Here is a 14975-nt window from a genome sequence, read left to right as displayed (position 1 = left end):
GGGACGGCGGAGGAACGCAGCGTGATAACTATTCTCGGCACCGGGCGGGCGCTTCCTGAGCGCCGCGTCGACAGCAGCGAGTTCGACGCTCGCCTGTCCCTGCCCACAGGCCAGCTTGCGGCCGCCACGGGGGTCAGGTCGCGCTATGTCTGCGACGGCGAGAGCCAGGTCGACCTCGCGCTCGCGGCTGCCACGGCGGCACTCGCGGACGCCGGACTTGCGCCCGCCGACATCGACCTCGTGATCTGCGGGGCCGCCGTGCCGTACCAGCCGATCCCGGCCACCGCGCCGCTCCTGATGCAGCGGCTCGGCATGACGGACGGGTCCGCCTCCGCCTTCGACGTGAACGCGACATGCCTCGGCTTCGTCGTGGCGCTCGACACCGCCGCGCGGCTCATCGCCACGGGCGGGGCGCGCCGTGCGCTCGTGGTCTCTGCCGAAATCGCCTCCCGCGCCTTGCCGTGGGAAACGCAGCCAGAGGTCGCGGCGCTGTTCGGCGACGGGGCTGGGGCGGCGGTCGTCGAAGCCGGGGCCGGTTTGAAGGCGAGCCTCACGCGCACCTACCCGTCGGCCTACGACGCCTGTTCCATCGGCGCGGGCGGGACGCGGTTCGATTTCCACGCATCGCCCGAAGACTTCGCCGCCCATGCGTGGTTCTCGATGGACGGCAAGGAACTCTTTCGTCTCGCCTCCCGCCATTTCGGGGCTTTCGTGACCGACCTCCTCGCCCGCGCGGGCTGGTCGCAGGACGACGTCGACCTCATCGTCCCGCATCAGGCCAGCCCCGCCGCGCTCGTCCATATGGTGCGCCAGACGGGTTTCGATGCGGGAAAGGTCGTGGATATCGTCGCGGACCACGGCAACCAGATCGCGGCCTCGATCCCCTTCACGCTCGACACCGCGCGGCGCGCGGGCCGGGTGCCGCCGGGCACGCGCGTGTTGATGCTGGGCACCTCGGCGGGCGTGTCTTTCGGAGGGCTGGCCTATGAAGCCTGAGAGCGGGCGCGTCCTCGTCACCGGTGCGACCGGCTTTCTCGGCGGCGCGGTGGTCCGCCGCCTGCGCGACGAAGGCATCCCCGTGCTCGCCCAGGGGCGCGACCCTGCCGCCTGCGCGGCGCTTGCGGCGCAGGGCGTGCCGGTCTTGCGCTGGGACATTTCGCGCGCGCTTTCCGACCGTCCGCCGGAACTGACCGAAGTGACCCATATCGTCCACGGCGCGGGCCTCTCTGCGCCCTTCGGACCACGCGCGGCCTTCGAGGCGGCGAATGTCACCGGCACCCGCAACGTGGTCGCGCTGGCCCGAAGCCTCGGCGTGGGCCGGTTCGTGCAGGTTTCTTCCTCAACCCTCTACTTTGCGCTGCGCGACCAGTTGGACCTGCGCGAGGACGACCCGCTTCCCAGGCCGTTCAACGAATACGCGCGCACCAAACGCCTGTCGGAAGAGATCGCACTCGCGGCGCGCGACATCGGCCCCATCGCCCTGCGCCCGCGCGGGCTCTACGGTGCCGGCGACACGGTGCTCTTGCCGCGCCTGCTGGCCACGGCGCGCGCCCGGCCCCTGCCGCTCCTGCGCGGCGGCGCGGCGCGCATCGACCTGACCCATGTGGATGACGTGGCCGACGCGGTTCTCGCGGCCCTGCGCGCCGGTCCCGAGGTCGAAGGCGAGGTCTTCAACATCACCGGGGGCGACGTCATCCCGGTGACCGACATCGCCGGGGCCGTCTGTGCGCGCGCCGGGGTGAACCTGCGCTGGCGACCTATGCCGGTGTCGCTTGGCCTCGCGGCGGCGTGGAGCGCCGAGAAGGCCGCCCTGCTCACCGGCGGCGGCGAGCCGCAGATCACCCGCTACGCGCTGGCGCTGTTCGCTTATGCCCAAAGCCTCGACATCTCGAAGGCCGATCGGCTGCTCGGCTGGCGCCCCCGGATCGGGTTCGAGGACGGGCTGGAGCGGACGTTCGCAGGGGAGCCGACGCAATGATCCCCGTGTTCGCCAACAGCGCCACGGTGCGCACACGCGAGTCCTTCGTCCTGCGCGGCGGGCGTCGCGCCCCCGTCGCCTTGCAGGTGCGGTTCGGACTGCTGGAACATCCGACGGTCGGGCCGGTCCTGATCGACACGGGCTACACCCACGAAACCGTCGCCGGACCACGCAGCGCCGCGCTCCGGACCTATGCGCGTATTCTGCGCCCCCGGTTGCACGACGCGGGGCAGCCCGCCGCCGTGCTTGCCCGGCGCGGAATCGGGCCAGAGGACGTGGCGGCGGTCATCCTGACCCATTTCCACGCCGATCACGTCTCGGGCCTGCGCCAGTTTCCCAATGCACGGGTGTTCGCCTGTGACCGGACGTTCGCCCGGATCGCGGCGCGCGGCACGCTGGGCAACCTCCGGCACGGAATCTTTCCGGAACTCCTGCCGGACGACATCGCCACCCGCCTGACAGGCTTCTCCACCTTGCCACGCGCACAGGCCGATGTGCCAAAAGCCCTCACGGCAGTTGCCGACCTGTTCGGCGACGGGCATGTCCTGACGGTCGACCTTCCGGGCCATGCCGAGGGGCATGTGGGCCTTCTGTTTCCCCGCCTCGACACGCCCCTGCTCTACGCTTGCGACACGCAATGGATGCTGTCGGCCCTCGACCCCGGACGCGCGCCGGGCTGGCCCGCGCGCCTGATCGCGGACGACCCGGACGCCGGCATGGCGACCACCCGCGCCGTCGCCGCGTTCCGTGCCGCCGGGGGGCAGGTCATGTTGTGCCACGACCCTGACCCGGCGCCCTACGACATGGAGCCCGCCCCGTGATCCCGGCGGGCGAGGCAATCGGTTCCTTCCTGACCGCCCGCCGCATGGGCCGTGCCGGACTGAGCCGCGCGCGGTTCGAGTCCTGGCAGGCACGGCGCCTGTCCCGCTGGCTCGCCCGCGACTTGCCGCGTGTGCGGGCCTACGTGTCCGCGCCCGACCGGCTCGACGACCTGCCAATCACCGACAAGGCCACGCTGATGGCCGACTTCAGCGCCTACAACATCCACGGGATCACATCGGACCAGGTTCGGGCGGCCATCGCCTCGGACTGCCGAATCGGGAGCCTTACGGTCGGTCAAAGCACCGGGACCAGCGGCAATCGCGGCTATTTCGTCATCTCGGACGGCGAGCGGTTCCGCTGGCTGGGCGCGATCCTCGCCAAAGCGATCCCTGACCTCGTCTGGCGCCGGCCCCGGGTGGCAATCGTCCTGCCGCAATCCACGCCGCTCTACGACTCCGCGCGCCAGTCGGGGCGCATCGACCTGAGGTTCTTCGATCTCGTCTCCGGCCCGGACCAGTGGATCGATGACCTCGCCGCCTTCGATCCGACCGTGGTCGTCGCCCCGCCCAAGATCCTACGCCACCTTGCGGAACGCGGCGTGGCTCTCGCCCCGACCCGGACGTTCGCCGCCGCCGAAACGCTCGACCCCGTCGACCGGCCGGTGATCGAGGCCGCTTTCGGCCCGCTCGAACAGATCTACATGGCCACCGAGGGCCTCCTCGGCGTCACCTGCCGCCACGGACGCCTCCACCTGTGCGAGGACTCCATGAAGTTCGAGTTCGAACCGGTGGGCGATGGCCTTGTCACCCCGCTCGTCACCTGCTTAGGGCGGCAGGTTCAGATCATGGCACGCTACCGGATGAACGACCTGCTGCGCCTCTCTGCCACGCCCTGTCCCTGCGGGTCGCCGCTTCAGGCGGTGGACGAGGTGGTCGGCCGGATGGACGACATCTTCCGCATCGGCGGCACGCTCATCACCCCCGACGTGCTGCGAAACGCGGTGCTCGACGCGGGGCCGGGGATCGACGATTTCCGCATCATCCAGACGGGCCCGGAAACCGTCGACCTGACCCTGCCGCCTGCGGTCACCAAGGCAGAGGCGCAGGCCGCGGTGGCGGCCCTGACCGCGTTGCTCAGGAGCCGTGCCAAGGGGGTCAAAGTCACGCTGACCCGCGCGCCCCTCACGCTCGAAACAGCCGCGAAGCTGAGGCGCGTGGCCTGTCACCTCCCGCACACCGACGCGTCATGAACGCTCCACGAAAAATCGGGGCTGGGGCGGCGAACGACCCTGCGAAAGTCGCGGCCTTTGCTGCCCTGTTCGACCGGCATCCGTCGTCCGCCTTGATCGCGAACCTCGATACGCGGGTCGAGACTGTGGAGGTCGGCGGTCAGGTCTTTCCCCTTACGCTCAACGACCGCGACCAGCGCGGCAATTGTTACATCTGCCGGCCGAGCGCGGCCTATATCGACTACGGGCTGGAGGAGACGCGGCATTTCGTGTCCCACGCCGTCCTGCGCGCCGCGACGCGGGCGTTGATCCGATCCGCCACGCCCGTTCTCCGCCTGAGCGGGCTCGACCATCAGGTTCAGGTGAACAACTGGCTTCTCTCGACAAACCCGGTACCGTCGCTCGACAGGGCGAACGTGGCGCATCTGCGTGACACGCTGTTGAACGCGCATCCGGACAGGGCCATCGTTCTTCGCTCGCTTAACGCTCTGGCGGATGCGGCGACGATGGCCGCCTTACGGGCCGAGGGGTTCACTCTCCTGCCCGCGCGGCAGGTCTATTTTTTCGCGGACCGCAGCGACAGGCCCCGCCTGAGCCGCGACATGACGCGCGACCGCAAGCTCCTGGACGACACATCGCACGAAATGGTCGGGAATGGGGATTTCCTGGCAGAGGATTATGCCCGCGCCGCCGACCTCTACGCGATGCTCTACCTCGACAAGTACACCCCGCTGAACCCACGCTACACCGCGCTCTGCGTGGCCGAATGGCACCGGGCGGGGATCATCGAGATGCTGGGGCTGCGCGAGCGCGAGAGCGGCGCCCTCGTCGCCGTGACGGGCATGTTCCTCTCCGGCACGACCCTCACGCAGCCCATCGTCGGTTACGACACGACGCGCCCGCAGTCCGAAGGACTCTACCGCATGATGATGGCCGCCTCGCAGCGGCGGGCGAGCGAAGAGGGGCTTTTCTTCAACATGAGCGCGGGGGCCGCCGGTTTCAAACGGTCGCGCGGCGCGGTGCCGGTGGTGGAATACACCGCGGTTCACGTCCGCCACCTGCCACCGTCGGCACGCGGGTCCGTCGCGGTGATGGAGGCGCTTCTGCGTCGGGTGGGCGTCCCGCTGCTTGAAAGGTTCGGGCTTTGACGCAGGACGTTTGGCAGGCCGTCGCCCTCAGCCGCGCGGTCCGGCAGACACCGAAGCGCGTCCTGTTGGACGGTGTCCCGGTCGTGCTGTTTCGCGGGCGCGACGGGGCCATTGCCGCGCTGCACGACAGATGCCCGCACCGGTTCGCTTCCCTGTCCGAGGGCCGGTGCCTCGACGGTGAGATCCAGTGCCCCTACCACGGCTGGCGCTTTGCATCCGACGGGCGATGCACGGCGATCCCGGGTCATGTCGGGCCCTTGCCGACCCTGCGGGCGCAGGCGCTCACCGTGACCGAGGCCGAAGGCGCGATCTTCCTGTCCACCGGCACGCCGCAGGCGGCACCTTACGTTCACTGCCTGACCGGGCAGGACGTCATCACGCGCCGAGTGACCAGCGCGACGCGCTCCACCCTGATCGACACGGCTGAGAACATCCTCGACGCCACGCACACCCATTTCACCCACCGGGGCCTCCTGCGGGGCCTCGGCACGAAACGGTATGCCGTGGATGTCGCGATCACCGGCGGGCCGGGATGGGTTGAGGCGACATATACGGGCGAAGACCGCCAGCAGGGCCTGATCTCGAAGCTGCTCGAAGGCGCGCGGGTGCGGACCGTCGGGCGCTACCGTCACCCCGGTATCGCCGAACTGGAATACTGGGGTCCGAACGGCATCGTGCTGGCCACGACCTTTCACCTGCGGCAGGCGGATGCTGAGACGGTCGAAGGGGTCGGCTGGCTCATGGGACCGAAACAGGCGGGGCTGGGGTATCTCAAGGCACTGGCGTTCAAGCCGATGTTCCGGCTCGCGCTGGACCAGGACCGCCGGGTGCTGTCACGGGCCTTCGACAATGCGCGCCTGCTGCCCACGGCCAGACCTGTGATCGGCCCGCTCGACATCCTGCGCGAAGACATCGCGCGGATCGCCGCGGGCGAGATGCCGAAAGCCGCCCAAACACCCCGCCGGGTTCAGATCGCGCTCTGATCCGGCCCGTTCCATTCGATGTCGTATGTAGACGCGCCAAGCAGGCTGATCCGCTTGCGCAAAGCCAGCATCGCGAACTCCGCCATGGCCGGAACTTGTGCGCGCCGTGCGCCGGGGTCATCGGGCCAGTCCAGCAAGTCCTCTGTCTCGCGCAGCACCGCGCGAAACGCCGCGAGGTCGCCGCGCCCCAGCGCCGCCGGGAGGCCATAGACCCAGAGCGCCAGCCGCACGTCCTGCGGCGTCGAAACATCCGGCGCGAGGGGCGCGCCCGCTCCCGCCAGCATCCGCGCGAATGCAGCACCGTCACGAAAGAAGTGCAGCCCGCTCGTCGCCCTTGGATTGCACTCCAGCGGCCGCACGCTGCCATCCGCCAGCCGCATCAGGTCGAACGAGATCTGCCCGCTCCACCCGGTGCCCTCGACAAAGCGTGTCACGAATTCCGTGACCGCCGCATCCTCGACCGGGGCAAAGGCGACGGCGGCCCCCCGCCCGGCACGGGCAAGGGCGCGGTAGGCGGACAGCGCACCAACGTGGCCTTCGTGGGCGATGGCATAGGCGCACAACTCGCTCCCATGCAGGTATTCCTGCGCGACCCAGGGCCGCGCGGGCGACGGCGTGATCGCGTCCAGCCCGCGTGGGTCGGGGCGGATCAGCACATGCTCGGCGAAGCGCGACCAGACCGGCTTGAACACCATGTCCCCCGCCCGCGCGCGCTGGGCGTCCAGATCGGGCAGCCCGCGCAAGAGGTGCGTTTCGGGCACGGGCAGTCCCAGCCCCGCGCACAATTCGATGAACCTGTGCTTGTCGTGAACCTGCGCGAGCTGGTCGAGGCCCGGCGCAAACACCGGCAACGGCAGCCCGGCCTCGTCACGCAGGCGGGCGAGGTGAAAGACCTCTTCGCAGGTCGGCACGATCAGGTCGACGCCCTCGCGCGCCACGATCTCCTGCACCGCCGCGCCGAATGCGTCGGGCGCGAAACGCGGTGATGGCGTGCGGACATAGCTGGCAAAGCGCGTCGCCGCCGCCAAAGGGCGGGCCAGCGCATCCGTAAGGATGACCCTGTGACCGGCGCTGCCCAGAAGGCGCGCCATGTGCAACGCCACGGGCGCACGCGCCCCGGTCACGAGGAATGTCTGGCCGGTCATGCCCGGACGCTACGGAGCGCCGCCGCACGGCGCAAGCGGGTCAGCCTTCGGGATAGAAGCAGGCCGCCGGGTGGTCGCCCATCAGTTCCGGCCGCTCGGCCCGGCACCTGTCCTTGGCCTTCCAGCAGCGCGGCGCAAAGGGGCAGCCGTCGGGAATGGCGAGCGGCGAGGGCAGCTCGCCCTCCAGCTTGATGCGCTTCTTGTCGGGGTTCGGCTCGGTCGATGGCGTCGCCGAGAGGAGCGCCTTGGTGTAGGGGTGGCGCGGGTTCGAGAACACCGCATCCTTGGACCCGAACTCCACGGGCCGGCCCAGATACATCACGACCACGTCGTCTGCGACGTGTCGCACGACTGACAGGTCGTGCGAGATGAACAGATAGGCAAGGTCCAGACGCTCCTGCAAATCGAGCAGCAGGTTCAGCACCTGTGACTGGATCGACAGGTCGAGCGCCGAGACGGGTTCGTCCAGCACCAGAAGCTTCGGCTCCAGCATCAGCGCACGGGCGACCGCGATGCGCTGACGCTGACCGCCCGAGAACATGTGCGGGAACCGGTCGTAATGCTCGGGCCTGAGCCCCACGAGCTCGATCATCTCTCGCGCCTTCGCCTGCCGCTCCTTGGCCGACATGTTCGGGCGGTTGATCTTGAGCGGTTCCTCCAGAATGGCTCCGACCCGGTGGCGCAGGTTGAGCGATCCATACGGGTCCTGAAACACGATCTGCACGGTGTCGCGCAGCTTGTCCCAGTTGTCGGGCGTCGCATCCGTGCCCGCGATGTTCAGCGTGCCGGCCGTCGGCTCTTCGATCAGAGTGACGAGCCGCGCGAGGGTGGACTTGCCGCAACCGGATTCGCCCACCACGGCCAGCGTCTTGCCCGCCTCGATGGTGAAGGACGCATGGGACAGCGCCTTGACCACGCCGGGCTTCGAAAACAGCCCGCCGCCCACTTCGTAATGGCGGGCGAGGTTCTCGGCGGTGACGACGACGCTCATGCCACGTCCTCCTTCGCGTTGACCGGGTAGTGGCAGCGGGCGAGGCCCAGTTCGCGCGACTGCACCGGCGGATCGATCCTCCGGCAGGTATCGTCGGCGAACTTGCAGCGCGGCGAGAACAGGCAGCCCTCGGGCCGGTCGTACTGCCCCGGAACGACGCCGGGAATCGTGGGCAGGTGCCGCTCGGTCGCGCGCTCGGGCAGCGCGTCGAGCAGGGCGGAGGTATAGGGGTGATGCGGCTGCGAGAAGAGCTTGCGCACCTCCTGCTCCTCGACCTTCTGGCCCGCGTATTGCACCTGCACGCGCTGGGCGGTCTCGGCCACGACGCCCATGTCGTGGGTGATAAGGATCAGGCCCATGCGGTTCTCACGCTGAATGTCGATCAACAGGTCGAGAATCTGCGCCTGGATCGTCACGTCGAGCGCGGTGGTCGGCTCATCCGCGATCAGCAGACGCGGCTTGCAGGCCAGCGCCATCGCGATCATCACCCGCTGGCTCATGCCCCCGGACAACTGATGCGGGAAGGTCTTGAGCCGCTTTTCGGGGTCCGGGATGCCGACGAGTTCCAGAAGCTCGATGGCCCGGCGCTGCCGCTCGGCCCGGTCGAGGTCGAGGTGGATGCGCAGGCTCTCCTTGATCTGGAAACCCACGGTGAAGCACGGGTTGAGCGAGGACATCGGCTCCTGAAAGATCATCGACAGGTCGCGCCCGATGACCTTGCGGCGCGAGCGGGCCGTCATGCCGCGCAGGTCGATCCCGTCAAAGCTCATCTCGTCGGCGGTGATGGTCGCGGTCCACGGGAGAAGACCCATCGCGGCCAGCATCGACACCGACTTGCCGGAGCCGGATTCGCCGACGATGGCGAGGATGTCGCCCTCGTCCACGGTGATGTCGACCCCGTCCACGGCGCGGAACTGGCCGCCGGCGGTGTCGAAATCGACGCTGAGGTTGCGGATATTGAGGAGGGTCATGGCTGGCCTCCGGTCAGGTGTTTCGCCTTGGCTGACGCCAAGGCGACCGGGTGGGGGAGGCGCTGCCTCCCCCACACCCCCTCCGAGGTATTTGTGGACCGAAGAAGCAGGGGTTCGGTGCGTCGGGTCACGGTCAGCTCCTCTTGAGTTTCGGGTCCAGCGCGTCGCGCAGACCGTCACCCATCAGGTTGATGGCGAGCACGGTGACGAGGATGGCGAGGCCGGGGAAGGTCACCACCCACCAGGCCCGCAGGATGAATTCGCGCGCTTCGGCGAGCATGGTGCCCCATTCCGGCGTGGGCGGCTGTGCCCCCATGCCCAGAAACCCAAGCGCGGCCACGTCGAGGATCGCGTTGGAGAAGGACAGCGCCGCCTGCACGATGATCGGGGCGAGGCAGTTGGGAAGCACGGTGACGAACATCAGGCGCGGAAGCCTGGCCCCCGCCACGCGTGCCGAGATCACATAGTCCTTGGACAGTTCCGTCATCACGGCGGCGCGGGTCAGGCGGACGTAATGGGGTTGCAGGACGATGGCGATGGCGATCATGGCGTTGAGCAGCGACGGCCCGAGGATCGCGACCAGCACAAGGGCCAGAAGGAGCGACGGGATCGACAGGATGATGTCCATGATCCGCATGATGATCGTGTCCAACCAGCGCGGCGCGAAGCCCGCGACAAGGCCCGTGAGGATACCGCCGGTCGCCGCGATGATCACGACGACGGTGCCCACGAGGAAGGAATAGCGCGCGCCGTGGATCAGACGTGAAAGCATGTCGCGGCCCAGCGGATCGGTGCCCAGCGGATAGGTCCATGTCCCGCCGTCCAGCCACGCGGGCGGGACGAGGGTGGCACCGCGGTTCTGGGCCGATGGCTCGAACGGCGCGATGAGCGGCGCGAAGATCGCGACGAACAGGAAGAACAGGAAAACGTAAAAGCCGATGACGGCCCCCCGGTTTTCGCGGAAGTACCGCCAGAACTCCTTGAACCGGCCGGGGCGGACGGTGGTGGTCGGCGTGGTGTTGGTCGAAGAACTCACGTCTGCCATGTCAGCGCTTCCGGATCTTGGGGTTGATGAGGCCGTAGAGCAGATCGACGATCAGGTTGACGACCATCACCAGCAGCGCGACGAGCAGCAGCCCGCCCTGCACCACCGGGTAGTCGCGGCGATAGATGCTGTCGACCATCCACTTGCCGATGCCGGGCCATGAGAAGATCGTCTCGGTCAGGATCGCGCCGGCAAGCAACATGCCCACCGACAGGCCGATCACGGTGACGACCGGGATCATCGCGTTGCGCAGCGCATGGACGCCGTTCACGCGCGGCGGGGCCAGCCCCTTGGCCTTGGCGGTGCGGATGTAATCCTCGCCCAGCACTTCGAGCATGGCCGAGCGCGTCTGGCGCGCGATGACGGCCAGCGGGATCGTGGCCAGCACGATCGACGGCAGGATCAGGTGTCGCACGGCAGATTTGAATGCGCCCTCCTGACCGGACAGCAGGCTGTCGATCAGCATGAAGCCGGTCTTGGCGTCGAAGAAATACAAAAGGTCGATGCGGCCCGAAACGGGCGTCCAGCCGAGGTTGCCCGAGAAGATGATGATGAGCAGCAACGCCCACCAGAAGATCGGCATCGAATACCCGATGAGCGCGGAGGACATCAGCGCGCGGTCAAAGAACTTGCCGCGGTTCACGGCGGCGATGACGCCCGCGGGCAGGCCGAGCGCCACGGCGATGATGATGGCGCAGAAGGACAATTCCAGGGTCGCCGGGAACAGCGCGAAAAACTCGTCCCAGACGGGGCGCTTGGTCACATAGCTCTGGCCGAGGTCCCCTTGCAGGACGCCGGTGAAATAGTCCCAGAACTGCACGACGAGCGGACGGTCGAAGCCGAACTGCTGATAAAGCTCGTTGTAGCGCTCTTCGGACATGCCGCGCTCGCCCGCCATGACGATGATCGGATCGCCCGGCAGCACGCGGATGAAGGCGAATGAGATGATACAGACGCCTATGAATGTGGGAACGAACGTGAGGAGCCTCGAGAACAGGTACTTCAGCATCGGGTTGCCTCTCGGTCTGGCTGGGCCGTGGCCTGGCGCGGTCGGGACATGTCGGCTCCTTCAGGGGGTCGGCGGGGCCCGAAGGCCCCGCCGGGTATCAGATCATTCAGCCAGGCTGACTTCGGTGAAGATATGGCCGCCGAGCGGGTGGACCTTGTAGCCCTCCACTTCGGGGCGCACCGGCATGAACACGACCGAGTGCGCGATCGTCGCCCACGGGGCCTGATCCTTGAAGATGGCCTGAGCCTCTTCATAAAGCGCGGCGCGTTCGTCCTGCGAGGACAGCGTCTTGGCTTCCACGATCAGCTCCTGGAACGGCTCGTGGCACCAGTTGGCGCGGTTCGACCCGCCGACACCGTCACAGCCCAGAAGGACGGCGAGGAAGTTGTCCGGGTCGCCGTTGTCGCCGGTCCAGCCGAGAAGCACGGCACCGTCACGCTCTTCGTCGGCCGAACGCTCGAGGTACTCACCCCATTCGTAGGTGACGATCTCCACGTCCACGCCGATCTGCGACATGTCTTCCTGAATGAGCTCGGCCATGCGGCGCGCATTCGGGTTGTAGGGGCGCTGCACCGGCATCGCCCAGACTTTCATCGACAGGTCTTCGACACCGGCATCGGCCAGCATCTGCTGGGCGGCTTCCGGATCATACGGATCGTCTTCGATGGCTTCGTTGTAGGACCACATGGTCGGCGGAATCGGGTTCGATGCGATCTGGCCCGAGCCCTGGAACACGACGTCGATGATGGCCTGCTTGTCGATGGCCATGTTCAGCGCCTTGCGGACGTCCGGGTTGTCGAACGGTTCCTGCATGGTGTTGTAGGCGAGGTAGCCGACGTTCAGACCTTCCTGCTCGAGAACGTTGATGTTCTCGTCCGACTGCATCGCTTCGATGTCGGCCGGGTTCGGGTAGGGCATGATGTGGCATTCGCCGGCCTGGAGGCGCTGGTAGCGCACCGAGGCGTCCGTCGTGATCGCGAAGACGAGGTTGTCAACCTTCGGCAGACCCTCTTTCCAGTAGTCCTCGTTGGCCGCATACCGGATCACCGCGTCGCTCTGGTAATCGACGAACGAGAACGGGCCGGTGCCGATGGGCTGCTGGTTCAGCATCTCGGGCGTGCCGGCTTCTTCCATCGCGTCCGCGTATTCCTTGGACTGGATCGAGGCGAAGTCCATCGCGAGGTTGGCGACGAACGGCGCTTCGGGACGGGTCAGGGTGAACTTGACCGTCATGTCGTCGACCTTCTCGATCGAAGAGATCAGATCGCCCATGCCCATGGCGGTGAAGTATTCGCCGGTCCAGCCGTCCACGGTCTGACGCTCGAACGAGTAGATCACGTCGTCGGCGTTGAAGTCACGCGACGGGGTGAACATGTCGTTCGAGTGGAACTTTACGCCTTCACGCAGGTTGAAGGTCACTTCCATGCCGTCTTCCGACACGTCCCAGCTTTCGGCCAGGCCCGGAATGACGTTGGTGGTGCCGACTTCGAACTCGGTCAGGCGGTTGTAGATCGGGTGCGACGACGCGTCGAAGGTCGTGCCCGACGTATAGAGCGCCGGGTCGAAGCCCTCGGGGCTGCCTTCGGAGCAATAGACGAGCGTCGATTGCGCCGAAGCGGTGCCCGCGAGCAAGGCAAAGAGGCCTGCTGCGGTCAGTGTTTTTCTTAGAGACATATCTAACTCCCTGTTTGGGTCTCTCGCTCGGAACGGTCTTGCCTCGGGAGGGGTGCGTGGCCCGGCGGCTCCATAAACGGAACTGCCCGCCTCGTAGGCGGGCCAGGCATACTCTCCCTGTGGATCGGGGTCTGGTGCCCCTTGTGATCAAATTTCTGGACAGCGGGGCTGTTGCAGACAACCCATACCGTCGCGTCAAGTTTGACCAAGGGGTCAAAGCCGCGCAAGCCCTATTTTCGGCGCACCGCGTGAACGAAACGGGACATTTGCGGGCAGACGTGCAAACTGCGACCTTCGCGCCACGCGAACAGGAGAAACCCAATGGAAACAGCGACCGGCGGCTGCCTCTGCGGCCGCGTACGACTTGTCGTGACCGGCCAGCCCTACCGGGTCGGCCTGTGCCATTGCCTCGACTGCCGCAAGCATCACGGGGCACTGTTCTATGCGGCGGCGGTGTTCGAGCAGGACGACGTGAGCGTCACCGGCGAATTGCAGGCCTATAACGGGCGGTTCTTCTGCCCCAACTGCGGCTCATCCGTCTTCGCCCGCAGCGGCGACGAGGTCGAGGTTCATCTGGGCACTTTCGACGCCCCTGACCGCTTCACGCCAACCTACGAACTCTGGACGGACCGCCGCGAGTCGTGGCTGCCGGACTTCCCCGTGCTCCACAAGTATCCCCGCAACAGGGGCCGGGAGGGCAGGGGAGAGGACTAGGCCCGCCCTAGTCCTTCACGAACAGCTTGCGCTCGACGTTGCAAAGGGTCTGCGCCGGGCCGTTCTCGGTGATGAGAATCGTCTCGGTCGTCTCCAGCCCCCAATCGTCCATCCACAGGCCGGGCATGAAGTGGAAGGTCATGCCGGGTTCCAGAACGGTCTCGTCAAACGCGCGGATCGACACGGTGTGTTCGCCCCAGTCCGGCGGATAGGACAGGCCCACGGCATAGCCCGCGCGGTTCGGGCGTTCGATCCCGACCTTCATCAGTTCCACGTCCAGCGCCCGCGCGATGTCGCAGGCGCGGTTGCCGGCCTGCGCGACCTCGATCCCGGCGTTGAGCCCTTCGGTCAGCGCCTCGGCCGCGTCCTTCATGTGCTTGGGAGGCTTTCCAAAAAAGATCGTCCGGCTCAAAGGCGCGTGGTAGCGGCGGTAGCAGCCGGACTGCTCGATGAACGTCGCCTCGCCCTTCTTCAGCGCCTCGCCGTTCCACGTCAGGTGCGGCGCGCTCGCATCCGCGCCCGAGGGGAGGAGCGGCACGATGGCCGGGTAGTCGCCCCAGGAGTCGTCCTCGCCATGCACGGAGGTCTTGAACAGCTCACCCACCAGCTCGTGCTTGAGCATACCCGGCTCGGCAATCTCCATCGCACGCTCGATCACCAGCTCGGAAATGCGCGCGGCCCGGCGCATGAATGCCAGCTCTTCGTCGGATTTCCTCAGCCGCACCCAGTTCACCAGCGTCGAGGCGTCGATGAACTCGGCGTCCGGCAGGCCCTCGGCCAGCACGGCAAAGGCGCGGGCGGTGAAGAAATACGTCTCCATCTCGACCCCGATGCGCTTGTCGCCATAGCCCATGATGCGCAGGTGGCTGGCAAGGTCCTCCATCGGGTGAATGTCGGTCGCCTGGATATAGCGGTCGGCGTAGAAGATGATCTCGTCATACTCCATCCAGACCGTGCGCTTGGCCCCGTTGGCGTCCTGCATCCGGCCCCACCAGATCGGCGCTCCGTCCAGCGGCAGGATCACGCCCTGATGGACATAGAACGACCAGCCGTCATAGCCGGTGATGTAATTCATGTTCGACGGGTTGGTGAGGAACAGCACGTCGATGCCCATCGCCTCCATCGCGGCACGGGTCAGCGCGATACGGCGGTCGAATTCGGACTGGCTGAAATGGGCGTTTTCGATAGGCATGGGGCCTCCGGCTGGCTGGAACTGCGGCGCGTCGCGGTAAGGATGGGCAAAAAGCCATTGGGTTCAATGACTTTC

Annotated in this window: 14 protein-coding genes; 7 read left to right on the top strand and 7 right to left on the bottom strand. The window is 67.2% G+C overall.

The window, feature by feature from the left end; genetic code table 11:
* The first annotated feature begins 21 nt into the window (after positions 1 to 21).
* From B2585_RS12490 to B2585_RS12465, 6 genes are read left to right on the top strand one after another with little or no spacing between them, the layout of a single operon-like run.
* On the top strand, positions 22 to 996 hold the full coding sequence (locus tag B2585_RS12490; RefSeq protein ID WP_292023544.1) for a 3-oxoacyl-[acyl-carrier-protein] synthase III C-terminal domain-containing protein: 975 nt from the start codon (positions 22 to 24) through the stop codon (positions 994 to 996).
* Entirely contained in the window at positions 986 to 1978 is a 993-nt protein-coding gene (locus B2585_RS12485; RefSeq protein WP_292023542.1) for an NAD-dependent epimerase/dehydratase family protein, read from the top strand. Before B2585_RS12490 ends, B2585_RS12485 begins: the two co-directional genes overlap by 11 nt.
* Positions 1975 to 2799 carry an MBL fold metallo-hydrolase gene (locus tag B2585_RS12480; RefSeq protein ID WP_292023540.1) on the top strand — a complete coding sequence of 275 codons (825 nt, stop codon included), beginning with the start codon at positions 1975 to 1977 and terminating at the stop codon, positions 2797 to 2799. Before B2585_RS12485 ends, B2585_RS12480 begins: the two co-directional genes overlap by 4 nt.
* On the top strand, positions 2796 to 4049 hold the full coding sequence (locus tag B2585_RS12475) for a CoF synthetase (protein WP_292023538.1): 1254 nt from the start codon (positions 2796 to 2798) through the stop codon (positions 4047 to 4049). The genes B2585_RS12480 and B2585_RS12475 overlap by 4 nt, the downstream gene beginning before the upstream one ends.
* Positions 4046 to 5176 (top strand): GNAT family N-acetyltransferase, encoded by a 1131-nt coding sequence (locus tag B2585_RS12470; protein ID WP_292023536.1) that lies wholly within the window; start codon positions 4046 to 4048, stop codon positions 5174 to 5176. The genes B2585_RS12475 and B2585_RS12470 overlap by 4 nt, the downstream gene beginning before the upstream one ends.
* Positions 5173 to 6159, top strand: coding sequence for a Rieske 2Fe-2S domain-containing protein (locus B2585_RS12465; protein ID WP_292023534.1), 987 nt, complete (start codon positions 5173 to 5175; stop codon positions 6157 to 6159). The genes B2585_RS12470 and B2585_RS12465 overlap by 4 nt, the downstream gene beginning before the upstream one ends.
* On the opposite strand, the gene B2585_RS12460 is transcribed toward B2585_RS12465, so the two are convergent.
* From B2585_RS12460 to B2585_RS12435, 6 genes are all read right to left on the bottom strand, one after another.
* Positions 6144 to 7304, bottom strand: a complete 1161-nt coding sequence (locus B2585_RS12460; protein WP_292023532.1) for a hypothetical protein — start codon at positions 7302 to 7304, stop codon at positions 6144 to 6146. The genes B2585_RS12465 and B2585_RS12460 overlap by 16 nt on opposite strands.
* Positions 7305 to 7344: 40 nt before the next feature.
* Positions 7345 to 8295 (bottom strand): dipeptide ABC transporter ATP-binding protein, encoded by a 951-nt coding sequence (locus B2585_RS12455; protein WP_292023530.1) that lies wholly within the window; start codon positions 8293 to 8295, stop codon positions 7345 to 7347.
* Positions 8292 to 9266: an ABC transporter ATP-binding protein gene (locus B2585_RS12450; protein WP_292023528.1), complete on the bottom strand. Its 975-nt coding sequence runs from the start codon at positions 9264 to 9266 to the stop codon at positions 8292 to 8294. The genes B2585_RS12455 and B2585_RS12450 overlap by 4 nt, the downstream gene beginning before the upstream one ends.
* A 133-nt stretch (positions 9267 to 9399) precedes the next feature.
* Complete coding sequence (locus B2585_RS12445; protein WP_292023526.1) at positions 9400 to 10311, bottom strand: ABC transporter permease subunit; 912 nt, start codon at positions 10309 to 10311, stop codon at positions 9400 to 9402.
* Between the two features lies 1 nt (position 10312).
* Positions 10313 to 11320, bottom strand: a complete 1008-nt coding sequence (locus B2585_RS12440) for an ABC transporter permease subunit (RefSeq protein WP_292023524.1) — start codon at positions 11318 to 11320, stop codon at positions 10313 to 10315.
* Between the two features lie 102 nt (positions 11321 to 11422).
* On the bottom strand, positions 11423 to 12994 hold the full coding sequence (locus B2585_RS12435; protein ID WP_292023522.1) for an ABC transporter substrate-binding protein: 1572 nt from the start codon (positions 12992 to 12994) through the stop codon (positions 11423 to 11425).
* Positions 12995 to 13315: 321 nt separating this feature from the next.
* On the opposite strand from B2585_RS12435, the gene B2585_RS12430 reads away from it, so the two are divergent.
* Entirely contained in the window at positions 13316 to 13708 is a 393-nt protein-coding gene (locus B2585_RS12430; RefSeq protein WP_292023519.1) for a GFA family protein, read from the top strand.
* 7 nt (positions 13709 to 13715) lie between these two features.
* Here B2585_RS12430 and B2585_RS12425 read toward each other — a convergent pair whose 3' ends face one another.
* The gene (locus tag B2585_RS12425; RefSeq protein WP_292023516.1) at positions 13716 to 14900 is read right to left on the bottom strand and encodes a M24 family metallopeptidase; all 1185 of its coding nucleotides are present in this window, start codon (positions 14898 to 14900) and stop codon (positions 13716 to 13718) included.
* Between the last annotated feature and the right edge of the window lie 75 nt (positions 14901 to 14975).

The organism is Maritimibacter sp. UBA3975 (assembly GCF_002384975.1).
GTDB lineage: Bacteria > Pseudomonadota > Alphaproteobacteria > Rhodobacterales > Rhodobacteraceae > Maritimibacter.
The sequence above is the reverse complement of the archived record's forward strand: the minus strand, read 5'-3'. Positions and strand labels throughout refer to the sequence as shown.

Bases quoted from the DNA above. Each gene is read 5' to 3' on its own strand.
- B2585_RS12445 (WP_292023526.1), bottom strand. From the start codon at position 10,311: ATGGCAGACGTGAGTTCTTCGACCAACACCACGCCGACCACCACCGTC.
- B2585_RS12450 (WP_292023528.1), bottom strand. From the start codon at position 9,266: ATGACCCTCCTCAATATCCGCAACCTCAGCGTCGATTTCGACACCGCC.
- B2585_RS12460 (WP_292023532.1), bottom strand. From the start codon at position 7,304: ATGACCGGCCAGACATTCCTCGTGACCGGGGCGCGTGCGCCCGTGGCG.
- B2585_RS12480 (WP_292023540.1), top strand. From the start codon at position 1,975: ATGATCCCCGTGTTCGCCAACAGCGCCACGGTGCGCACACGCGAGTCC.
- B2585_RS12435 (WP_292023522.1), bottom strand. From the start codon at position 12,994: ATGTCTCTAAGAAAAACACTGACCGCAGCAGGCCTCTTTGCCTTGCTC.
- B2585_RS12485 (WP_292023542.1), top strand. From the start codon at position 986: ATGAAGCCTGAGAGCGGGCGCGTCCTCGTCACCGGTGCGACCGGCTTT.
- B2585_RS12425 (WP_292023516.1), bottom strand. From the start codon at position 14,900: ATGCCTATCGAAAACGCCCATTTCAGCCAGTCCGAATTCGACCGCCGT.
- B2585_RS12430 (WP_292023519.1), top strand. From the start codon at position 13,316: ATGGAAACAGCGACCGGCGGCTGCCTCTGCGGCCGCGTACGACTTGTC.
- B2585_RS12470 (WP_292023536.1), top strand. From the start codon at position 4,046: ATGAACGCTCCACGAAAAATCGGGGCTGGGGCGGCGAACGACCCTGCG.
- B2585_RS12455 (WP_292023530.1), bottom strand. From the start codon at position 8,295: ATGAGCGTCGTCGTCACCGCCGAGAACCTCGCCCGCCATTACGAAGTG.
- B2585_RS12440 (WP_292023524.1), bottom strand. From the start codon at position 11,320: ATGCTGAAGTACCTGTTCTCGAGGCTCCTCACGTTCGTTCCCACATTC.